Source organism: Eubacterium sp. 1001713B170207_170306_E7, from assembly GCF_015547515.1.
Classification (GTDB): Bacteria; Bacillota; Clostridia; order Eubacteriales; family Eubacteriaceae; genus Eubacterium.
The window spans coordinates 128,129-152,111 of the sequence record NZ_JADMVE010000007.1; the positions used below are offsets into that span (position 1 = coordinate 128,129).

The 23,983-nt window shown below is 59.2% G+C and carries 18 protein-coding genes; 17 read left to right on the plus strand and 1 reads right to left on the minus strand.

Going from position 1 to position 23,983, the window contains the following annotated elements:
- Positions 1 to 85: 85 nt before the first annotated feature.
- From I2B62_RS16625 to I2B62_RS16650, 6 genes are all read left to right on the plus strand, one after another.
- Entirely contained in the window at positions 86 to 2,686 is a 2,601-nt protein-coding gene (locus I2B62_RS16625; RefSeq protein WP_195270163.1) for a lectin like domain-containing protein, read from the plus strand.
- A 191-nt stretch (positions 2,687 to 2,877) separates the two neighbouring features.
- Positions 2,878 to 3,594 carry a LytTR family DNA-binding domain-containing protein gene (locus I2B62_RS16630; protein ID WP_195270164.1) on the plus strand — a complete coding sequence of 239 codons (717 nt, stop codon included), beginning with the start codon at positions 2,878 to 2,880 and terminating at the stop codon, positions 3,592 to 3,594.
- Between the two features lie 5 nt (positions 3,595 to 3,599).
- Positions 3,600 to 5,018: a sensor histidine kinase gene (locus I2B62_RS16635; RefSeq protein WP_195270165.1), complete on the plus strand. Its 1,419-nt coding sequence runs from the start codon at positions 3,600 to 3,602 to the stop codon at positions 5,016 to 5,018.
- Positions 5,015 to 5,443 carry a hypothetical protein gene (locus I2B62_RS16640; RefSeq protein WP_195270166.1) on the plus strand — a complete coding sequence of 143 codons (429 nt, stop codon included), beginning with the start codon at positions 5,015 to 5,017 and terminating at the stop codon, positions 5,441 to 5,443. Before I2B62_RS16635 ends, I2B62_RS16640 begins: the two co-directional genes overlap by 4 nt.
- A 111-nt stretch (positions 5,444 to 5,554) precedes the next feature.
- Positions 5,555 to 9,133 (plus strand): S8 family serine peptidase, encoded by a 3,579-nt coding sequence (locus tag I2B62_RS16645; protein WP_195270167.1) that lies wholly within the window; start codon positions 5,555 to 5,557, stop codon positions 9,131 to 9,133.
- Positions 9,134 to 9,306: 173 nt separating this feature from the next.
- The gene (locus tag I2B62_RS16650; protein WP_195270168.1) at positions 9,307 to 12,804 is read left to right on the plus strand and encodes a S8 family serine peptidase; all 3,498 of its coding nucleotides are present in this window, start codon (positions 9,307 to 9,309) and stop codon (positions 12,802 to 12,804) included.
- Between the two features lie 56 nt (positions 12,805 to 12,860).
- On the opposite strand, the gene I2B62_RS16655 is transcribed toward I2B62_RS16650, so the two are convergent.
- Positions 12,861 to 13,664, minus strand: a complete 804-nt coding sequence (locus I2B62_RS16655) for a CPBP family intramembrane glutamic endopeptidase (protein WP_195270169.1) — start codon at positions 13,662 to 13,664, stop codon at positions 12,861 to 12,863.
- Positions 13,665 to 13,955: 291 nt separating this feature from the next.
- Here I2B62_RS16655 and I2B62_RS16660 point away from each other — a divergent pair, with 291 nt between their 5' ends.
- From I2B62_RS16660 to I2B62_RS16710, 11 genes are all read left to right on the plus strand, one after another.
- Positions 13,956 to 14,504, plus strand: coding sequence for a hypothetical protein (locus I2B62_RS16660; RefSeq protein WP_195270170.1), 549 nt, complete (start codon positions 13,956 to 13,958; stop codon positions 14,502 to 14,504).
- A 125-nt stretch (positions 14,505 to 14,629) separates the two neighbouring features.
- A complete protein-coding gene (locus I2B62_RS16665) occupies positions 14,630 to 15,190 on the plus strand; it encodes a phage antirepressor KilAC domain-containing protein (RefSeq protein WP_195270171.1) in 561 nt (186 codons plus the stop codon).
- The gene (locus tag I2B62_RS16670) at positions 15,187 to 15,612 is read left to right on the plus strand and encodes a hypothetical protein (protein WP_195270172.1); all 426 of its coding nucleotides are present in this window, start codon (positions 15,187 to 15,189) and stop codon (positions 15,610 to 15,612) included. The genes I2B62_RS16665 and I2B62_RS16670 overlap by 4 nt, the downstream gene beginning before the upstream one ends.
- Positions 15,609 to 16,223 carry a restriction endonuclease subunit S gene (locus I2B62_RS16675; RefSeq protein WP_195270173.1) on the plus strand — a complete coding sequence of 205 codons (615 nt, stop codon included), beginning with the start codon at positions 15,609 to 15,611 and terminating at the stop codon, positions 16,221 to 16,223. Before I2B62_RS16670 ends, I2B62_RS16675 begins: the two co-directional genes overlap by 4 nt.
- A complete protein-coding gene (locus I2B62_RS16680) occupies positions 16,220 to 16,420 on the plus strand; it encodes a hypothetical protein (protein WP_195270174.1) in 201 nt (66 codons plus the stop codon). The genes I2B62_RS16675 and I2B62_RS16680 overlap by 4 nt, the downstream gene beginning before the upstream one ends.
- A gap of 8 nt (positions 16,421 to 16,428) precedes the next feature.
- Entirely contained in the window at positions 16,429 to 17,019 is a 591-nt protein-coding gene (locus I2B62_RS16685; protein ID WP_195270175.1) for a sigma-70 family RNA polymerase sigma factor, read from the plus strand.
- A gap of 145 nt (positions 17,020 to 17,164) precedes the next feature.
- A complete protein-coding gene (locus I2B62_RS16690; RefSeq protein ID WP_195270176.1) occupies positions 17,165 to 17,389 on the plus strand; it encodes a hypothetical protein in 225 nt (74 codons plus the stop codon).
- 128 nt (positions 17,390 to 17,517) lie between these two features.
- Positions 17,518 to 17,757: a DUF2922 domain-containing protein gene (locus I2B62_RS16695; RefSeq protein WP_195270177.1), complete on the plus strand. Its 240-nt coding sequence runs from the start codon at positions 17,518 to 17,520 to the stop codon at positions 17,755 to 17,757.
- A 54-nt stretch (positions 17,758 to 17,811) separates the two neighbouring features.
- Positions 17,812 to 18,423, plus strand: a complete 612-nt coding sequence (locus tag I2B62_RS16700; RefSeq protein ID WP_195270178.1) for a D-Ala-D-Ala carboxypeptidase family metallohydrolase — start codon at positions 17,812 to 17,814, stop codon at positions 18,421 to 18,423.
- A gap of 125 nt (positions 18,424 to 18,548) precedes the next feature.
- A complete protein-coding gene (locus I2B62_RS20705) occupies positions 18,549 to 22,325 on the plus strand; it encodes a YDG domain-containing protein (RefSeq protein ID WP_279354802.1) in 3,777 nt (1,258 codons plus the stop codon).
- A 160-nt stretch (positions 22,326 to 22,485) separates the two neighbouring features.
- Positions 22,486 to 23,961 carry an NCS2 family permease gene (locus I2B62_RS16710; protein WP_195270179.1) on the plus strand — a complete coding sequence of 492 codons (1,476 nt, stop codon included), beginning with the start codon at positions 22,486 to 22,488 and terminating at the stop codon, positions 23,959 to 23,961.
- Positions 23,962 to 23,983 lie beyond the last annotated feature (22 nt).

Consider the following 23,983-nt stretch of genomic DNA (forward strand, 5'->3'; position numbering starts at 1 on the left):
CGCCTTTTGGATTTAAACGGTATGACACAAACCATGGCGTTTGAGTTATAATTAAAACACATACTTGCACGAATGGAGGAAATGTATGAAAAAGTTACCAAATGTGAAAGCCCTGAGGCGGCACGCGCTCGCCGCCGCCCTGGGCGTAACCCTGAGCTTTGCAGCCTTTACCGGTCCCACTGCGCTGGCGGCCCCGGAAGTTCCGGTAGACACCAGCGGCATTGAAAGCTACGACGGCGGGCGTCTGCCCGCGGGGCTGGATTCGTCCTATTACACTCTGCCCCAGGATACCAACGGCATTGCGCCCAGAAGCCGGGAAGCCCAGCTGCCGGAAAAATATGACCTGCGGGAGCAAGGCCTTGTGACCGGTATCCGAAACCAGAATCCCTGGGGCTCCTGCTGGTCCTTTGGCAACACCTCCAGCATTGAGTCCAACGCGGTCCGGCAGGGCGCGGGCAATGCTGGTTCTTTGGACTACTCCGAGCACTATATGGCCTGGTTTACCTTCCAGCCATATGAGGGTGAGGGTTACCGGGTGGTTGCGAACCAGCCCATCGCCATGAACTTTGGGGGACGCCGCCAGATGGCCACGGCCGATACCACAGCCTGGTTCGGCCCGGTGGCTGAGACGCTGGTGCCCTATGTCAACACTGCCGGTGAGCTGGGAACCCCAGACGAACCAGGTGACTGGAGCCTGCCGGAAAGCCTGCGGAATCCGGACAACGACGAGGTGCATGTGCAGAACGTGGACTACCTGCCTGAAACGGGTATCTTTGACGCTGAGGACAACTACAGCTTTGACGCCCAGGCCCAGAAGATCATCAAGCAGGCCCTCATGGAAAACGGCGTGCTGGACGTGTCCTATTACGCTGGCAAAAGCCTTCCGGGACAGGAAGGGGAAGCGGGCCAGATTTTCAACACCAAAGAGCATGCCCAGTACAGCCCCCAGAAGATCAGCGCCAACCATGAGGTCTCTGTTGTGGGATGGGACGACAGCTATCCGGCGGACAACTTTATCATCAAGCCGACGGATGAGAGCGGCAATAAGCTGAACGGCGCCTGGATCATTAAGAACAGCTGGGGCCCCGGTACTGGCGGAGATGACTGGGTGGACGCCGAGGGGTACTTCTACATCTCCTACTACGACCAGACCATCACCGAGTTCAGCTCCTACCAGGTGGACGTGGAGGAAAACGGTCTGTTCAGCTATGACAACAACTATCAGTATGACTACTTAGGTTACAAATCCTTTTCTTCGCTTCCACCGAGCGCGGGCCTTGCAGGCAGTAAAGTCGCCAACGTCTTTACCGCGGAAAAAGACGAGGTTTTAAAGGCCGTGTCTGCCATCACCGTGGACACAGACAGCCAGGTGGACGTTGAAATCTACAGGCTGGCCGCCGGCGCCGATCTCTCAAACGCCGGGGAAGCCCTCTCCAGGACAACGGCTTATCCCACCTACGGCGGTTACCACACCATCGCGCTGGATACCCCGGTTGAGCTGAAGGCCGGCGAACGTTTTGCCGTGGTCGAGACCATCACCGGCAGAAGTGGCGGCTACCTGCCCATCGAGATGGGCTACAGCGGCGAGCTGGAGCAGGCCAGCGGCGGCAGGATTCAGGCCATTGCCAAAATCGAGCCGGGACAGAGCTATATCTACGGGGCTGAGCAGGACGGCCGGATGGCCTGGTCGGATATGATCGATATGCCATTAATACCAAGCGGCGACGAAACCGTCAACTTCGGCAACGCCATGATCAAGGCCTTTACCGTGGATAAGGACGCCGCCCCGGCGGTCACCCTGAATGTGGAAAGCCTTGGCCAGGACGGCCAGAGCCTGGGAAGCCAGACCGTCACCGATTTCAGCGCGCCAGTGGTACTGCCGGATAATACCCAGCAGATCGCCCTGACCAGCAGTGTCCAGAACGGCACGGCCAGCCTGAGTGTGGACGGCGCAGCCTATACCGAGGGGACACCGATTTCTCCGGACAGCGTGGTTACCATTGATACCACCTCCCAGCCGAGGGGCAACAGCGGAGCCCAGTACACCTTAAGCTTTAAGGTGATCAAAGTGTTGTCCGACAATCAGGTCACCATAACCGGCACCGGGGACCTGCTGCCGCCGGGCGCCACCTTCAGCGCCACCGCTCTGGAGGAATCCGCCCTGCCAGAAGCGGCCCGGACCAATCTTAAAAACAGCTTCAAGGCCTTTACCCTGTACCAGGTAAAAACCCTGAACAGTGATCACCAGCCGCTGACCCTGCCCCAGGGCCGCACGGTTGCCATGAGCTTCCCGCTGCCCGAGGGCTACGACGCCGCCAAAACCGGCGTGCACCTCGTGAATGAGGACGGCAGCCTTACGCCCCTTGCCACCACCGCGGCCGCGCCGGCAGCCCAGACAAAGGCCCTGCGCGCCACCGAAACCGAAAAGGCTGGCACAGTGCTGAATGTGGACACCGCTGTGCTCAACGGCACCTACGCCATTGCCCTGGAAAAGGAAGCGGCACCGGGCGGCGGAACAACGGATAACGGCAGCGGCGCCACTCCGCTTGACGGGGGCGGCAAAACCACGGGCAATGTGCTCACCGGTATTCTTGAAACCCCGCAGTACGCCGGCATGATCTGCCTGGCGGCACTGGCCCTCATCTTTGGCGGCGCTTACCTCTGCCGGAGAAGAAAATCACGTTAGAACCTTTTATGCCCTTTAGACAGATGCGGCCCGCGCATCTGTCTTTTTTAATCCGGCGCGGCCGGGCAGTTCCTATATGCGGGCAGAGCAAGAGCCGAAAATGTATTTCTAAAGCGTTTGTCACTTCATTAATGCTTTTTAAACTAAGATTTGTTATAATGAAGCCATGAACAGAAATGGAGTGACGGTTGATGAAAATTTTACTGTGTGAAGACAATATCGAAGACATGGAAGAAGCCCGCGCCTGCATTGCCGCCGCCGCAGAGGCCTGCCCGGAGGACTGTGTGCTGGAGGTCTGCGACAGCGCCCTGGCCTGCAGAGCCTGGCTTGGGACAGGGGTTCCAGACCTGGTCTTTATGGATATCTTTATGGGCGGAGCCTCAGGCATCGCACTGGCGCGGGAAATCCGGAGCCAGAGCGAGACGGCGCAGATCGTGTTTTTAACCTGCTCCAACGAGTTTGCCGCCGAATCCTATGAGGTCAGGGCCATGGACTACCTGCTCAAGCCGCCGTCGCCGGACCAGGTGCAGAGGATCTTTGAGCAGTGTATGAAAAGCCGGAAGGCCGCGCCGCGGCACATCGTGATCAAACGCGGCCGCGACGAGGTGAAAGTCGTGGAGGCGGGCATTTTGTACATTAAGACCGTGGGCAACGAAACCAGCGTTTACACGAAAACCGGAGTGATCAGCGCCTATTATCCGCTCAAGGAAATCGAAAAACAGCTGGACCCCGGGCGTTTTCTGCTCATCCGCAGGGGCCTCATCGCCAGCCTGGGCTACATCGAGCTTGTGGAGGGGGATTACTGCGTGCTCAAAAATGGTGAGGAGTACGCCATCAGCCGGAAAAACAAGGCGGAGATTCGGAAAAAATTCTATGATTATCAATTTTCACAGATCGAGGGGAGCTGAGGCCGGTGCTGGAATCCAACCTTTTTATCCGTTATTTTCTGGGCTTCTGGGTGCAGGTGGCGCCGGTGGCGGCCCTGTGCTACCTGGCCTTTGATCCAGAGGACTACCGCCTGCCGGCAGGAAGGCTGGCAGGCCTGAACGCGGCCGCCATGCTGCTGCTCTCAATACTCCAGACCCTGGCCTGGATCTGGAACGAACAGCTTCACGGCCAGGACTACGAGTCGGCCTTCAGCGGCAACAGCCTGCTTTTCTACATCTCCCTGCTTTTGTGCTTTGGGCTGTTTCTGTTCTGCGTGCGCAGCACGGTGGTCAAAAAGCTGCTGGTTTTTTCCATGGGCTTTGCCTACGCGGTTTTTGCGGCCTCCTGCGCCAACCTTTTTCTGGTGCGCTTCGGCAGTGTGCCCTTCTGGTCGGACGCTCTGGAGAGGGGCGTTATGCTGCAGGGGGGCTCCATCTACATTATCCTGCTGGTCGAGGTTCTGACCCTGCCGCCGCTGCTTTTGTTCATGCGCCGCATGGTCTGTCCGGTGCTGCGGGTGATGGACACCAAAACCAGCCGCTACCTGTGCCTGACCATCATTGTCATGCTGCTGCTCTACAGCGCCAGCTACACCCAGGTGACCTTTGATTTTGACACTGTGGTCTTTGTGTTTTACTGCCTGACCCTGTGCGTGTTCGGGGCCTTTGGCGTCTTTTTCTACACCGCCGGGCAGATGAACAAAACCCGTGAAACCGAGGAGAAAGCCCGCCAGCTGGAGCACCAGATCCAGCTCGAGGAGCTCAACTACCGGAATATCGTCGGCAATCTGGAGAACGCCCGGCTGATCCGGCACGATGTGCGGCACCATCTGCGGCTCATCGGCGAGCTGGCCGAAGGCGGCAATACCGGGGCCATTCAGGATTATATCCGCGCCTACGACGACCGCGTCCGGTCCGAGGCCATGGTGCAGGTCTCAGACAACTATATTTTTAACAGCATCTATCAGTATTACCGGGCAAAATGCGCGGAAAGCGGCATCCGGCTGAGCGCGAGGGTCAGACTGGAACCGGAGCCGGGCATCAGCCAGGTGGATCTTACGGTTCTGTTCTCCAACATTCTGGAAAACGCCTTTAACGCCTGCCGGGAGATGGAGGATTCCAGAGGCTTTATTGATCTGAGGGTCGGTTCTGTGGAAAGCTCCCTGGTCATTATCCTGAAAAACAGCGCGGACGTGGCCGCCTCAAAAACAGCCCTGACCACCGCAGAGCTCCGGCACACCAAACAGAACGGACGGCAGAGCCTTGGGCTGCAGAGCGTCCAGAGCATTGTGGATGCCCACTACGGCCATGTGGAATACCACTGCGAAAAAGGGGTGTTTATCACCAAAATCAGTATGATCTGTACCCATAAAGGGACAGAAGCAAAGAGGAGGAAAGAAACATGAAAAAAGTATTAATTGGAATGATGATCCTGGCGGCCTGCCTGGCGCTGGCGGCCTGCACCGCCGGATCCGGAAGCGTTGCCGGCGACTGGCGTGAGGAGACCACAGCCGGAACCGACCAGAGCGATTACCGCCTGAGCCTGGAGCCGGACGGCACCTTTGAGGAGCGGATCGAGCCGAAAAACGAACAGGCCTCAGCCACCACGGTCAGCGGACAGTATACCGTGGACAACGGCAAAATTACTTTTAAGGTCACGGGCTTTTCCGGCGGCGGCATGGAGGCGGAAACCTTGATGGACCTGGGCGGTGATAACAGCCTTGAGCGCCGCTACGAAATCGAGGGCGAAACCCTGTACCTGTATGAGAGTGAAAAACAGGAGGGACGCACCGAAAAGGCCTTTGAGGGAAAATTTGTCAGAGCCCGGTAAAGCCGCCCCGGAATGACGAATGGTCATATTTCCATGTAAACGGTAATAAGCATTACGTGAAAAGTGTGGTATAATAAACTTATTCGAAATAAAAAGTGAGAGGAAAACCTTATGAAAAAGCGAATTTCAGGCATCCTGCTGAGCCTGCTTTTGGTCTTTTCCACCGTGCCGGCAGGAGCGCTGGCCCAGGAGGAGACCCCGGCAGATTACGGAACACCCGGCGTGGACTACGCCGAGGGCGAGGCCATCGTCTATGTAAAGGGCGGCGCCCAGGCCCTGAGAAGCCCGAACGCCCTTGGCCGCAGCGCGGCCCCGGCCTATGAGACCGAGGAGCTCATGACCGTGGAGGACACCGCCACGTCCGCCGATACAGGCAGCCCCCTGCTGCGCAGCGCGGCGGTGGAAGCCGGCAGGAGCCTGGTGCTGGTCCGGAGCGGCCAGGATACCGGGAGTCTCATCGCCGAGCTGGAGAGCAACCCCAATGTGGACTTTGCGGAGCCCAACTACTATGTGGAGGCCTACACCACAGGCGAGCCCACAGACCCGGGCTATGCTTACCAGTGGGCCTTGAGAAATCAGCTCAACAACAAGGCTCCGGCAGCGCCCAACCCCGCTGTTGACATCAACGCTGTGGAGGCCTGGTCAAAGGCCGGTACCGATAACACCCCCGTGGTGGCGGTGCTGGACAGCGGCGTGGATTACAACCACCCGGATCTCAAGGAAGTCATGTGGAACGAGGGTATGAACCATGAGCCGCTCACCCAAATGGGCGGCGGGACCTATGGCTACAACGCAGTGGGCGGCCTGGAGGGCGAACGGGGAACCAATGACCCCATGGATACCAGCGTGGGCCACGGCACCCACTGCGCGGGCATTATTGGCGCCCGGTGGAATAACAGCCTCGGCGTGGCCGGTGTAAGTCCTGCCGTCAAGATCATGGCCGTGCGCTTTCTGGGCAGCGGCAACGTGGGCACAGTGGACGCGGCCATCAAGGGCTATGCCTACATTCAGGCAGCGGCCAAAGACGGCGTCAAGGTAGCCGCCGTCAATAATTCCTGGGGCCCCGGCAATTATGCCGGCCGTGAGCTGCGCTCGGTTTCCACCGCGGTCACCGCTATCGGCCAGGAGTTCGGCGTGGTTTCCTGCTTCGCGGCGGGCAATTCCAACACCAACAACGACCTGAACAGCGGCGGCAATATCAGCAGCCCCTACGCCATCCGTGTCGGTGCCATGGACAGCGAGGGCTACCGCAGCGGCTTCTCCTGCTATGGTGAGAAGACCGTGGACGTCTTTGCCCCGGGCAGCCAGATTTTATCCGCCACCACCACCAACACAAAAGGCTTCGCCATGAATTTGCACACCATGCCAGCCCAGTACCTGCCGCAGCTGCAGGACGCTGCCGACAATTATTTCTACGAGGATTTTGAGGGAGCCGACCCGAAGGTGGGCATGCGCCTCCTGGACGCCCAGGGAAATATCGTGGAGAACGTGACAGGCAGCGCCTTATCGCCCGGTTACGCCAGTGACAAGGGGCTTCAGCTGTCTCTGGACAAAATCGAAAACGGGCAGGGCTTTGCCATCGAGCTGGTTTTTAACCGGAGCGACCTGGCGGGGATTGACCGGAGCAGCCCTTTCTACATGGCCTTCCAGGGCGGCTGCGATAACGCCATGTACGGCCAGACCCTTCTGGTCCAGTACCAGAACGCCGCCGGAGAATGGACCGGCATCAACTCCACCCAGGTGCTGTCAACGGATGAAGCTGGACAACCCACCGATTATCTCCCGGCACGCCTGCGTATGTACGACCACAACTGGACCCAGTCAAGCCAGGAGGTGAATCTGCCCGATTTCGGCCAGTACGGCAGCACAGACCCAAGCAGCAAAGTGACGCTGCGTCTGGTGCCCATGCCCGCGTCCGAGGACCAGCCGGGTGTCATGAGCGGCAGGGACGACAGTAAGAGTGCCCTGTTCCGGCTGGACGACCTGGGCTTTGGCAAAAAAGCTTCGGATTATTTCTATTCCGACGGAACCTCCATGGCGACGCCGGTGGTCGCCGGCATGGCCGCCCTGCTGTCCGCCACCTTTGACAGCCAGGCCACCCGGGCCGGCCACGCGGCAGAAATCTGCGCCCGTATCAAGGGCGGGGTCAACCGTGCCGAGGCCCAGGACCTGGTCAACATGTCCGTGTCCGACGGCTTTGTGGATTTCGGGGCCGCCTTTGACCAGAGCCAGTGCGTGCCCGTGCTCAATGACCTGAAAATCGAGAACGGCATGGCCACCCTCAGCGGCTATTTCTTCGGCAGCGCCCAAGGCGCTGTGACCGTGGCAGGACAGCCGGCGGCCATTGTGGAAAACGGCTGGTCGGATAACAGCATTACCTTCACCCTGCCCGAGGGCCTGACCGGCGAGCGGGAAGTAATGGTCACCAGACCCGGGGAAGAAACAAAATACGGCCGGGCCAGCTTCGCGATCAGCGCCGGCACCAGAAATTACACGACCCTGACCGCGCCGGATCTTAAGCTGGGCGAGAGCAGCGGCTATCCGCTGAGATCAGCGGATTTAATCCCCACCGCCATGGCCGCCACCGACAGCAAAATCGCCTATCTGGGCGCAATGCTGGAAACCGACGCGCTGCACCTGTCCCTTTACGACATTTCATCCGGAACCTGGAGCCCAGAGAGCATTGCCCTGCCGGAGGAAGGCAACTTTATGAAAGTGGACACGCTCTATTCCCTGACCGGGGGCAAGACAAAATTCTATTTCCTGTACAATATTCAGGAAGGCGGGGAAGGTCTTGTGAAAATCGGAACCTATGATCCTGGGAGCAGCTCCTGGACAACCGTCAGGGCAGAGGATCTGGACGGCAGCGAACGGCTGGTGGTTTATAAAGACCAGCTGCTGGCCGTCGGAGGCAACACCTTTACGAATGAAGAAGGGTCAGGCATCAGCGGCCAGGCCAAGGCCAGTGTCAAGGTGGTCAATCCACAGACAGGCAAGACCACCGGAAGCCTGCCCGACATGCCCCAGGGGCGCAGCAGCGCGATGGTCTCGGCCTCGGGCAGCACCCTCATGGTGCGCGGCGGAACCAATGGTATAATGAGCCCGGAACCAGTCACCTATGCCAATACCCTGAGCTTTGACGGCACAGCCTGGACCGAGCATCCAGATCAATTCCTGGTTGACAATCCGGCCTTTGACAAAAGCCAGACCCTGGACTGCGCCTTTGGCACGGTCAATCACGGCATGATCGGCGTGGGCCCGGTAAGCGGGCTCGGCACAGATGGAATGCTGGATACCTGGAGCTTCCGGGACGGCGTCTGGTCCGGCGACGCCACCCGGCTCTACAGCCAGACCAAAACCACCCAGACCATCGGCGCGGCCTCGGGCAGCCAGTTTTACGTTTTAGGCTATACCGGAAACAGCGCAGAGCCGCTGGTATTCCGCGCCACCACTGTGGACTACACAGGCCCGGCCGCGGACCCGGGCAGCGATACGCCCACCCCGACGGTAAAGCCTGAACCCAGCGTCAACCCGAATCCGACGGTTCAGCCAACAGACCATAACGGCGGTAAAAACGCCGGCACCGGCCTGTTCGACACCACGGCCGGCATGAGCCTGGCCATCGCGGCCATCCTGCTCATCGCTGCCGGCGGCGGCTTCGTCGTCTACCGCAAACGCAAAAACAGCTGATCCTGGCAACAGGCAGCCCAGAACCCCTGGGGCCAAACGGCCCCGGGGGTTTTTCACGCCCTGTCCCAGCCCGTTGAGGGATGAAATGCCAAAATATGATGTGAACGGTATCAGGGATGGCCGGAATTTATGGTATAATAAAAAAAGAAATGTTTTTCGAGAGGAGAAAGAACGTGAAAAAGAAATTAGGGGCTCTGCTTCTGAGCCTGATTTTTATGCTTTCCACTGTGCCTGTCCCAGCGCTGGCACAATCGGACGACCCTGTAAGCGACGGAACGCCCGGGGAGGATTATGTCTCCGGCGAGGCCATCGCACTGGTAACGGGCGGCGCCGCCGCCTTAAATCGCCAGAACGCTCTAGGGCGGAACGCCGCTCCGGCCTACGAAACCGAAGCGCTCATGACCTTGGACAACACAAACGCCGAAGCCCAGATCGATGGCCTGCGCTCTGCCGCCGACACGGAGGAACAGACCCTGGTGCTGGTCCGGTCCCGGGACGGCAGCAGCACCGGGGAGCTGATCGGGCAGCTGCAGGACAATCCGGCCGTCACCCTGGCCGAGCCCAACTACATTTATCATGAAACCACCGCCGCCGAAGCCAGCCCGGCGGCCGAAAGCACCAGTGTTACCAATGCGGCCGACCTGAGCAATTTCCAGTGGGCCCTTGACAATCCCATCAGATCCGGCGCGGATTTAAACGTCCAGCCTGTGTACGACAGCGGCGTTACCGGCCAGGACGTGGTGGTGGCCGTGCTGGACAGCGGCATCGACGACACCCATCCCGATCTCCAGAGCCAGATGTGGGATCAGGGGCTCGAGTATTCCGCCCTGACCGCCATGGGCGGCGGCCGGTACGGCATCAACGTCTGCCGGGCTTACAAAGACACCACCGACACTAACCCTGAGGTCAACACCCACGGCACCCACTGCGCAGGCATCATCGGCGCGGCCTGGGACGGCCAGGGCGTGGCCGGTGTGGCCGGCGGCGTGAAGCTCATGGCCCTGCGCCACGGCGATGACACCGGCACCTCCTACAACAGTGACACCCTCAAGGCCTACGACTATATGTCCCGGGCTGTGGACGCGGGCGTGAACCTGAGAGCCGTCAACAATTCCTGGGGCGGCACCTACTACGGCGAGTCCCTGAGGCTGGCCGTGAACACCCTGGGCCAAAAGGGTGTGGTCTCTGTTTTTGCCTCGGGCAACAGCAATGAGGACGCGGACAACGTGGCTGGCACCAGCATCAGCTTCGGCGAGAGCCCCTGGGCCATCAACGTCAACGCCATGAACGAGTACGGTCAGGCCAGCCTTTTCTCCAATTACGGCCAGCGCTGCACCGATATCTATGCCCCCGGCACCCAGATTCTGTCCACCATCCTCACCGGACAGGCCGAGTACAACGCCCTGCTGGCCAGTGACAATGTCCTGTACACAGGCTTTGAAACCGGAGCAGGCGCCACCGACCACGCCGACGTGGCCGACAGCGACGGAAAGACCCTGAGCTTTTATACCTACGACGATTCACAACCCCATAAAATGGGCGGGGCCATCACACCCAGTGAGGACAGCAGTCTCACGGTCTACGGCAGCCGGGTGCTGTCAGTGCCCACCCAGGGCGATGCGTGGAGCAGGATCATCTCAGCCCCCATTACGCTTAAAAATCTTGGCACAGACAGGGAAATGAGCCTGTCCTTTACCGGCAATGGCCCGGACGTCCAGGGCTTTATCAGTGCCAGTATCCTCACCACCGACGCCCAGGGAAACACGGCCCTGCACCCGCTGGGTGCGACCTGTAACGCCGGCTGGGAAAGCGTCGAGGAGAATTACGTGGTCATCGGCGGTGATGACTGGCTGAACTATCATGCCAGCCTGAAGCCAGAGTGGCTGGAGGGCACCTTCCAGATTGTTTTTGATGTCTGCGATACCACCGAGATCATCGGCCATATCGAGCTGGATGCCGTGGGCATTGGCAGCGAAAAGCTGGCCTGCACCAACATGTCTGGTACCTCCATGGCCGCCCCGGCCGTAGCCGGATCCGTGGCCCTGCTGTGCGCGGCCCACCCCACCGAGGACGCCGCCACCATCGCCGCTCGGGTCATGGGCGGTGCGAACCGGGGGCTGGACGCGGATATGGACGCCCAATGCCTGAGCGGCGGCGCCCTGGACACAGCAAAAGCCAGCCAAAACCCCGATCCGGTTCTGCGGCAGATCCGCCAGGACGGCCAAACCCTGACCCTTGACGGTCATTTCTTTGGCAGCGCGGCCGGCATTGTGACCGTGAACGGCATGCCAGCCCAGGTTACCGGCTGGTCCGACACCGAAATCACCGCAGTGGTGAATGGTGAAATCCCCGGCAATATGGCCGAGGTGCGCATCACAAGGCCCGATAACGCCTGGGGACGGAACTACAAGACCCTGACCACCCCGGTCCAGTCGTTGTACGAGACCCTGCCCCTGCCCGATGCGGGCACCCCGGGCTACGAGGGCTCCTACTTCCAGCGGCTGGGCACAGCCAAAAGCATCTTAACCGGTGTGGGTCAGAAGCTCTACCTGACCGTGGGCGACATCAACTACGAAAACCAGCTCATCGAGAGCGACTGGGATAAGTGCGTCACCGAGCTCTGGTGCTATGATCCGGCGGCCGCCAGCTGGCAGCGGCTGCCCGACCTGCCCGAGACCCCCTATATTCTGCAGGACGTCTGCGCCTGGCAGGGTAAGCTGTACCTGATCGGCGGCTTTTTGAACGAGACAAAGGAAGGCTATGAATCCGGCCTTTACAGCTACGACCCAGCCGATAACCGCTGGACCAGGGGTCCGTTTCAGTCCGACCTCGCCATTTATAAAGCGGCCCTTATCAACTATCAGGACCAGCTCGTGCTGGCCGGCGTCAGCCGGGAACCGGACAACAGCTTCCTGACGCTGAACCCCGAAACCGGGGAGACCACCGCCCTGGCCCTTTCACTGCCCGCCGACGAAGCCATGCTTGAGGGCACCTGCGCCTACGAGCCCACCATCGCCGTCTGCGGCCAAAACCGGGATCAGCTGGTCATGAACCATTACAGCTACGACTATCTGGAAAACGGCGAACAAAAAACAGCCAATTCCGACACGCCCTGGTATTACGACGGCCAGCGCTGGATCAAAGGCCAGCTGCCAGAAAACACAGCCGCGCCGCAGGACGTGGCAACCCCGGGCGGCCTTAAAAGCGGCGCGCTCATGACAGGCTACACCATCGGCGGCAGCGGCAGCGCCGAATACCGAGACACCCTAAGCCTCGCGGCCGACGGCAGCGCCCGCTTTCTGGCAGAGCCCCTGGCAGATATCGCCCTGATCCATGTCAGAGGTCTGGCCTATCAGGGCAGCTACTACGTGCTGGCCTCCTCGCCCCAGGCCGGGACAGGACTGGTCTTTAAACGCATGGCCGCCGACACCAGCGATGCGGCCGAGCCGGCCCAGCCTGTGGATCCCGACACTCCGGTTCAGCCGGAAACGCCGGAATCCCCCGGCACACCGGACATCCCGGATACGCAGACCGGCCAGAACACCCAGCCTGGCAGCGTCTCGACCGGCGTGCTGGGCGGCCCGGCCGGCACAGTGGCAGCAGGCCTGCTGCTGGCCGCCGCCCTCATATCGATGGGCCTGTACCGCCACCGTAAAAACCTGAGAGACTAAAAAGAAGCCCCTGCGGTACCAGCGTACCGCAGGGGCTTTTAGGTTGGAACAGGGTTTTATTCACCCGTCACCCGTCTCAGATAAAAAGCACTGAGGGCCAGGTAAAGGACAAAGGTGACCAGAATAGAGGGGCTCAGCCCGGAAGAAGCTGTGGCGGCCGCCTGAGCATCTACAAGGGTCTGTCCGGCGATGGCCGGCACAATATCGTTCACAGTATGGAAAATCATGGGGCCGATGAGGTTTCCGGTGCGCAGGTAGAGGGTGCTCAGAAAGAGACCCATGCCAAAATTGGTGATCACCTGAGACAGGGTATAGGTGAGATCCGCATGGCCGATGAGGTTCAGGCAATGGGCAAGGGAAAAGATGACCGCCGCCATGACCGCGGTTTTGATAAGGGCGCTCCGGGAGCTGCCCAGCTGGTTTTTAATCAGATTGACAACGCCGGCCCGAAAGACAAGCTCCTCAAAAAATCCCACAGAGGCCATAAAAACAATCTGAGTCAGCACCCATCCAAGGCCCAAAGACCGGCCTGTGAGATTGGCCGAGATTAAAGAAAAAACCAGAATGCCGGCAAAGAGCAGAAAAAAAGGCCAGGCCAGCAGAAGGGATTTCCCAAGGCCTCTGGCCCTGAAGCCAGGGTTTTTGGTAATTTCCAGCCTGAACAGCAGAAAGAGGACAAAAATACCCAGCCCAAAGCGAAGGGCCGCGTCGGTCAGGATGAATGCTGTGGAAAAAGCGCTCAGGCCAAAGCCCCTTAGGAGCAGCAGCTCCAGAACAAAAAGAACCGCGATGGCAGCCAGCCCCAGGATAAGGGCAGCGAGAATACCGTGCCTGCGGCACCCGTTTTTTAGTAGGTTCATGTCAAACTCCTTTATTGAATGGTTTGTTTCTATTCTATTCTAAACAGCCAGACCTGTAAACCGATATTATGCAAACGGTCGTTTTTTGAGACAAACGGTAGGGGATTATTTTTATTTAAGGCTTGTGAATTTCTCAACTTCATGATATTATAGTAATAGTAGTAATCTTAAATATTTAGAGCAAATGGGACACTGGCTGTCACCCATCAAAACCCTGAAGGCCGCATACGGATATCCGCATGTGGTTTTCAGGGTTTTTTTATCATAAAAACATAAAAAGAGGAGAAAAAAATGGCACTGGCAATACATTTAAAAGAACTGCTGAAAGCACTGGAACTGGATTTGAAGACCTATATCAAAAAGCACTACACGCTTTTTGAGGCAGTGGATACCGGCTATGCAGCCAAGGATGGCCGGCGGCATCTGGCAGAGCTCATCTACCACGGGCACAACAGCCATGTCTGCCGCTATTGCCGGCGCGGGCTTAAAAAGAAAACCATGCGCCTTGTGGTAAAAGAGGGCAGAAACCACGTGGTCAACGGCCTGTCCAAGGAGGTGGAGGACGCCGATGGAAACCTGTACGTGCTTTGGGTGTGCAGCTGCGAGTGTGAGCACTGCGCCAGGCGCCAGCGGGTGCTGCCCGTGTTTGCGGGGCGCTGGATGCGCCACAGCCTGTTTACGGTGGCCCAGACCCTTTTACATTTATTTGAAAACGATGAACTCACTGAAAAGCCGCTGAAACGGCGTTTCGGCCGTCCCACGATCACCATGCCCTTTTACGGCGAGCTGAGCACCGTCTACCGCTGGCGTCAGAAAATGAAAATAATTTTTAATTTATAATAATAAAAAACACGTTTGCGCGTCCAAGGTTGTTAAAAATTCCTGTATTATAGACTCATCAGCAGGAGCCAATGAGAAAACAGCACTGCTGAAAGAAAACCATTATATTTTACAGGAGGTTTACAATGAATCGTAAACAAACAACCCCGGCCGCAACGGTAAAACAAAAAAAGCTCCGCCCCTGGTGTGCTTCGTGCGCTCTAAAACAGGAAGACCGCGTTTTAGGCGGCTTTGAGAGCCTTTCCGACATCGATCAGTACATCGAGCTCTTCTTTATCGAAAAGCAGCTGGAGGCCCTGCAGCAGGACTACAACGAAAAGATGGGCTGTATAAAAAGACAGACGTCAGAGCCCAAAGCAGCAGACCCAGAGCCGGCGTGCAGCGTGCAGGAGCTGGCCGGAAAAATGCAGGCATCCGGCATCGACATTGGCCGGAACCAGCTTTATTCCTGGCTGCGGCACAACGGCTATGCGCGCTACCAGAGTCAAGGAACCTCTCAGCATCTGCCCACCGAGGAAGCATTGGCCCAAAACTACATGGTCACCGAAAAGGTTCCCTGCCGCGAGAAAAGAACCGGGAGGCTTAACTACAACACCAGACTTCTGGTAACCGGCAGAGGCCAGGACTTTTTCATCAAAGCCCTGAGAGCAGAGCGGAGCTCCGCCGCAGAGGCGGTGGGCGTATGATCCACGATGTGCCAAGCCTGGATACCTGCTTCTGCTACCGTGTCCATGTGTTTCCCGGCGGCCACGACCAGCTGCGCGCCATGATCGTCGGGGGGCGTTCCCTGGCCTGGCATATGGAGGACCTGGCCGGGCAGCTGGGCATCGGGCCGGAGGACGCCTTTCTCGACCGGATGCGCCAGTCCCGGAAGCTGACCGTCTGGCGCAGGCACTTCCCCTCCGATCACGACCCCATGCTGCTGGAGGTCATGGAGTTTCTGGACGTCGGCGGCATGTGCGATCTGCTGCAGTACGCCCGCGACAGCGGCCGGCTCACCAAAGAGGAGGCAAAGGACTGGCACTTTTTTCTGGACGGGTTTATGATCATGCAGCTGCGCAAGGGCGATGTCTGCGGCATCGCGAACCTGCTCTTTGACACAAAATGAACTACCTGACCGAGCTGCTGGCTTTCTTTAAATGGCTGAGGGACCATCACCTGGGGCCGGTGCTGCAGGCCTACTGGCACCTGCTCATGTACGTCAATAACAGCGCCGCCGTTCTGGCCGATGATGGCCAGTGGTACTGGCCCATCCGCTTTAAGATCGCCAACAGCCGCGTGTGTGAGGCCCTGGAGCTTGAAAACCGGTTCCAGGTGGCGCGCGCAAGGGCGCACCTGGTGCGTCACGGACGCCTGCACTATCACCCGCACGGTGGAAACAAGGCCGGCGAGTACGAGCTCATCCCCTTTGACACTGAGCTTTCTACCCTGTGGATAACCCGCCCAGAGAGCGGCAAGCGCACACAGGTCTGGACGCAGCCCGACACACAGAGCGCACGCACAGGCGCACCGTTAATAAATCCTGTAAATAATAAACATGCTTCTCTATTGTATTCTAATCAGGAGGACGCGCCCTTTATGCCCCAGTTCAATCTGCTGCCCCAGATCACCGAGGAGGAGAAAGCCGCCATCCGGGCACAGTACCCCGGAGACGACGTGGCCGCCTTTAACGCCATCTGGGCCGCCAGAGAAGAAAAACAGAAAGGAGAAACAACATGAACCGATACGGAATCGGCCCCAGCGTAGTAAGACGGAGAAGAAGCTACATGGTCGAAGCTGAGTGCCGGATGAAAGCAGGCTTTTATGCCCGCAGCGCCGAGGAAGCCGAAGATGATTTTAACGACCTCAGCGCCGCCATTGAAGACCGGTTTCCCGGCCTTGTGCTTGAGATCACAGACGTCTATGAAGATGCATAGGAGGCTTATTGAAAGAAAAATACACATTGATCGATACCTGGGTCCAGGAAGCAAAAAACAGTAACCAAGCAGCTAAAGAGCAGCTGATCAACACCTTTAAGCCTCTGATCCTGTCCGTCATGCAAAAATACATCTACGACACAGAAGCCTATGAGGACGCCCTGCAGGACGGCGCGCTGGTTGTGCTGGAGGCCGTACAGGCCTACGATCCGGATTTAGGCGTCGTATTCCCCTTTTATCTAAAAAACCGCCTGTTCCATCATTTTAGCAACACGGCGAAGAAAAAAAGAAAACAGAGCGAAAACGAATGCCCCATGGGCAGAGAGGAGGGCGAAACCAGCACAGCAGATTTAGGAGAAGCCCCTTCGGCAGAGCAGGAAATGCTGGACAAGGCATACACCAAAGCCCGGACCCAGAAGCTGCAGCGGCAGCTCAATGCACTGCCCGAGGAACGGGCCAGCGTTATCCGCCTGTTCTACCTGAAGGGTAAAAGCCTCAAGGAGATCGCCAGTCTCCAGCACATCAGCGTCGGCACTGTCGGCACCCGGATACACCGCGGCATTCAGCAGCTGCAAAAGCATAAAAATCAACTGATTTAGCGATAAACAACCCATAAAAACAACCAAATTATAGAAATTTGGTTGTTTTTTATTTTTTTTTCAAAAAACGGGAAAATTTGGACGCTTTTTTCTATTGTATGAGTGTAAGGCAAAAACGCCAAAACCAAAATCAGGAGGTAAGCACATGGCAATTGAAAAAACAGTGGAATCGGTAGGGATGAAAATTACCGTCAATCATGGCGAAGTGGATGGGAAGATCGTCAAGACCTCTAAAACCTACGGCGACGTCAAGGAGAGCGTGACCGACGACGCCTTTCTGGCCACCGTCAAAGCCATCAGCGGCATGCAGGAGCCCATTCTCGAAAAGAACGTGAAGGTGACAGCAGAGGAGCTGGTGGAAGTCGGGTAAGCGGTTTTACCAGCTCCACAATGGAAAACGGCGCGGAACCACGGGGCGTGGTTCCCTACAGTAGGGCACGGCGCCCCCGCCGTGCCGCAAACAGGCAGAAAAATTAAAAATTAAAGGAGATCAAAAACATGGCAGCAGCAACCAGCAAAGATTTAACCATTACCTTCCAGCGGACAGACGGAAAGGATCACAAAATCACCATCCCGGATTACAAAGAGGGCATCACCGACGCCGAGATCAGGACCGGGGCCCAGGCCATCGTGGACCAGGACGCCTTTGAGCCCGACGGCTTCGCCCTGGCCAAGGTGGTGGGGGCCGTGAAAATCGACACCACCAAAACCGACGTGGTCATTGAAGACACCGTGTAAAAAAGGGGCGAAAGCCCCCTTTTTTTTGATGATACAAGCAGAGAGGAGACCTGTATGAAAAATTGTTACAAACATATCAGCCGAAGAATCATCCTGACCATTCTGGTCCTGGTTTCCGGCGTGTTTTTGACCAGCCTTCAGGCAGGGACGATGGACCCGCCGGAGGCCCGGCCCCCGCAGGCCACAGCGGCAGAGCCGGGCATAACCGAACCGGAAACGCCGCCAGAGCCGCCCAAACCAGCGCCAGCGCCGAAGCCCGAAAGCCCGCCCGACGGCGCAGTGATCGAGCACCCCCTGCCCGAGGACCCCATTCTCACCGACGGGCTCTGGGCCACAGAGCATTTTATGATGGACGAATACGCCTGCGACTGCCCGGGCTACTGCGACGGGTGGCCCGCCGAGATGGACCCGGAACTGCTGGAGCGCGTCGAGGCCCTGCGGAACGCCCTGGGCCGGCCGGTCATTATCACCTCGGGCGTGCGGTGCCCGGCCCGCAACGCCGAGGTGGGCGGCATTGACGGCTCCTGGCACCTTTATGGCCACGCCGCCGACCTGTACTGCCCCGGCGTGCCCTATGACCAGGTGGCAGCCGAGGCCCGCGCCCTGGGGCTTGGGGTTATCGAGTACCCCGGTCAGGCCTTTGACCATGTAGAAATCTGGCGTTAAAGAGACGTCCCGTCAGGGGCGTCTCTTTTTCTTAAAACCCGGTCCATCGGGTGAAAAAGCTGTTCACCAGCCCCAAAAGAGGTTATAATAGAACATAGAGAAAAACAAGTGTGAAGGAGCCCACCATGAACCATGCCACCCCCTCCAGCAAAACCCTTTTCGTCAAAACCCTGATCCTGACCGTCCTCGCTCTGGCGGCGTTTTTAGTGCTGCCCGGCAGCGCGCGCGCCGGGGAGACCGCCGGGGCTTTTACGGTGGAGGGCGGAATTAAGGATAAGGATTACAGCTACGATGCCGCCGACTATATCCTGACCATCAACAGCGGCGAGATCTGTATTGCAAACACGAATCCAAGCCCGACCACGGACAGGATCGTGGTGGCCGGCGATGCCGCCGTCACTCTGAACGGAGTGAATATTGATGTGAGCGGTCCGACGGGCAGCTGCGCTTTTACGGTGGACAGCGGGGTGAGACTTGAGCTGACCCTGGCGGCCGGCAAAGAGAACACCTTGAAAAGTGGTACAAACCATGCCGGGCTCAGCCTGCCCGATGGTGCGGAACTGATTATTAACAGCAGCGCCGACAGCCCCGACCAGCTTAAAGCCGAAGGCGGCAATAGCGGAGCGGGGATCGGAGGGGAATGGGCCTATTCCAATTCAGGAGCGGCCAAAAGCCAGTCCGGAACGGTCACCATCACCGGCGGAACGATCGAGGCTACCGGCGGCCAATACGCAGCGGGAATCGGAGGGGGATATGCCTATTCCAATTCAGGAGCGGCCACCAGTGAGTCCGGAGCGGTCACCATCGCCGGCGGCACGGTCACGGCCAAAAGCGGCTGGGGCGGAGCGGGGATCGGCGGGGGACTCGTCCAGTCCGATACAGGAGCTGCCACCAGCCAGTGCGGAGCAGTCACCGTCGAGGGCGGAACGGTCACGGCCAACGGCGGCTGGGGCGGAGCGGGAATCGGCGGGGGACGCGCCAATTCCGAAGCAGAAGCTGCCACCAGGCAGTGCGGAGCGGTCACCGTCGAGGGCGGCACAGTCACGGCCAACGGTGGCGATAGCGGAGCGGGGATCGGCGGGGGATTTGCCTATTCCCTACAGGAAGATGCCGCCAGCCAGTGCGGAGCGGTCACCATCGCCGGCGGAACGGTCACGGCCGAAGGAGGCAGTAGCGCAGCGGGGATCGGCGGAGGATACGCCCAATCCAGTTCAAAAACGCCCACCAGCGCTGGCGGCGCCGTGGTCATCAGCGGGGGCAGTGTGGCGGCAAAGGGCAACGATAACAGCCAGGACATCGGTCACGGTGGGGTGAGCAGCGGCGGCGACAAAACCCCCGGCACCCTTAAAAACAGCGCCGCAAAAGACGTCTACCGCGTCACCATCTCCGGCGTTGCTGCCGGCACGCCCGTCTTTCAGGACGATACTCCGCCCCCGGCAGGCTATGGCCTCAAGGACGTCCAGACTGATGCGGGCGGCAAGCTCTACTTCTACCTGCCCGTCGACGATGCCAGCGACCTCGGGGACTTTACCACCGTCAGCCTGAGAAAAGACCGTTCGGACGGCGAGCTGGCCACCGGCGACCTCTGGGTGGCGGCGAACCACGACAACAAACTGAAGATCGGTAAGAACCCGGGCTGCAGCTTTGACACCACCACCGAGCTGACCTACGATAAAACCGCCCTGGCTCCGGCCCTGCGGTGTCAGAGCGGGGTGGCCAAACCCAGTGTGTATTACAAAGATGCCAGCGGCTCCTGGAGCACAACCAACAGCAACATCCAGGCCAGCACCAGCACCGGCTACGGCGTCATCGCCCAGATCGCTGCCGAAGCCGGCTACGGCCAGAAAATCATCATGGCTCTCTACACCATCAATCCCCAACCCCTGACCATCACCGGCCTGACAGCCGTTAACCGGCCCTATGACGGATCGAAGATTGTCCAGCTCAACACCACCGCGGCCAGTCTGGACGGCATATTAGAGAATGACGACGTCCAGGCCACCATACCGGCTACCGGCACCATGGCGGACCCCGACGTGGGAAAGGATAAGCGCGTGACCGTTGCGCTGCCAGACCTCACAGGCAATGACAGCAGCAACTACAGCCTGACCCGGCAACCCGACATCACCGTAAACATCGACAAGATCAACCAGGCGTCCCTGACCATCGAAAACACCGACACCTCCTACAGCCCGTCGGGCATTGCCCTGACCGCGGACGGCGGTACCGGCGGCGGGGCCGTCACCTGGAGTCTGGACAGCGGCGGCACCGGCCAGGGAAACATCAGCGGCAGCACCCTGAATGTGACGAGCTGCGGCAGATTTGACCTCAAAGCCACCAAAGCCGGCGGGATCAACTACAACGACCAGACCACCACCAAAACCATCACCGTGAACAAAGCGAACGGCAGTGCCACCGTCAAAATGGACGGCTGGGTCTACGGCCATACGCCAGCTGACCCGGCAGCAGAAAGCACCACCAATACCGGCGTAAAACCCGTTTTTGAATATAAAGCCAAAGGCGCGGACGACACCACCTATGTCAACGACAAGCCCACCCTGCCCGGTGATTATACGGTGCGCGCCATTTTCGGCGAAACCGCCAACTACAAAGAAGCCACCGCCACGGCCGACTTTGCCATCGAGATGGGCCTCACCCTTGAGGATAAAACCGTCACCTACAGCGGCCAGCCCCAGCGCCTGACCGTGTCCGGCGCTCTGCCGCCGGGCGCCACCGTGACCTACGTGCCCGAAAGCGCCATCGACGCCGGCAGCTACCCAGTCAAGGCCACCATCAGCGGCGAGGGCTACACCACCAAAACCCTGGAGGCCACCCTCACCATTAAAGCGGCCACCCCGCTGGTTGCCATTAACCCGGCCCCGGGCCAGGATATCCTCGTCGGCCAGCCCGTTACCCTTGAGGTGGTCCTGGCCGGTGTAACAGCCGACCACGTAGCGGGCAGCGTCACCCTGAACGGCGAGACCAGAGCCCTTGTCAACAGCCAGGTCGCCTTTACCTACACCCCGGCCGACGATCAGCCCAGAACCCTGACCGCGGGCTATGCCCCGGAAGAGGGAAGCAGCTACACCGAGGCCAGTGGCAGCATCACCCTGACCGCGGGCAAGAAAACCCGGGAGCCCATCATGGTGGATGACCAGACTAAAACCTATGGCGATGCCGCTTTCAGGCTCACGCCCACCGGCGGCAGTCTCCAGGACGGCGAAGCCTATAGCTACGCCAGCGACACCCTGGGCGTAGCCATAGTGGACGAAAGCGGCCAGGTCACCATCACCGGTGCCGGAACGGCCCACCTCACCGTGAGTGTGCCCGGGAGCGCCGTCTGGCAGAGCACCCAGGCCGTTATGACCCTGACCGTGGAAAAAGCTGCCATCACCGGCGTCACCTTCGAGGGCGCCACCTTTAAGGAGGATGGCCAGCCCCACAGCATCGAGATTACCGGAGAACTGCCGCCAGGGGCGACCGTGGCCTACGAAAACAACACCCAGACCGCCCCGGGCACCTACAAAGCCAAGGCCATGATCGACGGCGGTCCCAACTACCAGAGCCTCACCCTCGAGGCCAGCCTCACCATCACGGCGAAGCCTGTGGACCCCGTAGACCCTGTGGACCCTGTGGACCCTGTGGATCCCGTGGACCCGGTGGACCCGGTGGATCCCGAGGATCCCGTGGACCCTGTAGACCCCGTGGACCCGGTGGATCCCGTGAAGCCCGGAGATCCCGGCAAAACCCAGCCCGGGAACCTCCTGGACAGGGAAACCCGCCTCAAAAACCCGACCACCGGCCGGGCCCTCACCCTGGGCCAGGTCAGCGGCAGCGCCGCCACCCTGGCAGCCCTGGCCGTGCTGACCGCGCTGGCTGTGGGAAGAAGGCGGAAGCGCTAAACAAGAGCCGGCCTTCGGCTAAGGAGAAATCAGGTATTAACGAGACGTCCCGTCAGGGGCGTCTCTTTTTGCATTTAAAGGAGATCTGCCTGCAAAAAAGCTGTTCAACAGCCAAAAAAGAGGTTATAATGAAGAAAAAGAAGAAAATGAAGGAGTACCAATGGAGAAAGAAAACTTTATTGAACGATTCTGGAAAGTCAAAGCCTCGGGCTCAACCGTCAGGACGGAAATCATCGCCGGGTTTACGACCTTTTTGACCATGGCCTACATTGTATTTGTCAATCCGGCCATTATCGCGGCCCCGGCAGGCGTGGACGCCGCTTACTTTTTTGGGGCCGACGCCCAGTCCGTCCAGTCGGCCCTCTTTGTGGCCACCTGCCTCTGCGCCTGCATGGGCACCCTGCTCATGGCCTTTCTGGCCCGGGTGCCCTTTGCCCAGGCGCCGGGCATGGGGCTCAACGCTTTTTTTGCCTATACCATCATGCTGGGCATGGGCAAAACCTACGCCGAGGCCCTGGCCATTGTGCTCATCTCAGGCCTTTTATTCATTATCCTCACGGTCACCGGCCTGCGGGAGGCCATCGTGCGGGGCATACCGGCCAACATACGGGTCGCCATATCCGGGGGGATCGGCCTGTTTATCGCCTACAGCGGCCTCAAAAACGCCGGCCTGATCCAGTTTACCCTGGATCCGGGCACCTATCAGGTCACCAACCCGGCGGCCGCCCTGGGCCAGAGCACCATTGTGGCAAACGCCTCGGCCATTCCCAGCCTGGTGGACTTTTCGACCTGGACGCCTGAGACCGCCGGCGCGGCTCTGGCGCTTCTCGGGCTCATTATCATCGGGGTGCTCTACGCCCGCAAATGCCGGGGCTATATTTTCATCGGGATTGTCATCACCGCGGTGATCGGTATTCCCCTGGGCGTTACGGCCCTGCCCCAGTCCATTGATTTCAGCCGCATCGGCCTCCAGTTCCAGGACTGGGTCCAGATTTCCCTGCTGCGTCTGGATTTTTCTTCTCTGATTCATGAGGGCAGCCTCATCGGCACCCTTTTCAACATTCTGATGGTGGTCGTGGCCTTTTCACTGGTCGATATGTTCGACACCCTGGGCACCATCATCGGCACGGCCCAGCAGGCGGGCATGCTGGACGAAAAGGGCGAGTTCCCGGCCCTCAAGCGCACCCTCATGGCCGACGCGGTGGCTACCACCGCCGGGGCGCTCATGGGCTCCTCCACGGTCACCACCTTTGTGGAGTCCAGCACGGGCATCTCCGAGGGGGGGCGCACCGGGCTGACGGCCTTTGTCACGGCCGTGCTCTTTCTGGCCGCCCTGGCCCTTTCGCCAGTGCTGGGCATTATCCCGTCCGCGGCCACGGCGCCGGCCCTTATCTTTGTGGGCGTGCTGATGATCAGCCCCATCAGGAGCATTGATTTTGACGACATCACAGAGGCGATCCCGGCCTTTGTGACCCTGCTGTTCATGCCGCTCACCTTCTCCATTGCCGACGGCATTGCCTTTGGGCTTATCACCTATGTGCTGCTCAAAGCCTTAACCGGGCATTATAAGGCTGTTCAGCCTGTGACCACGGTGCTGGCCCTGCTGTTTGTGCTGCGGTTTTTGTTTATGCAGTAGCGGGCCCGAAGGTGAACCCGGC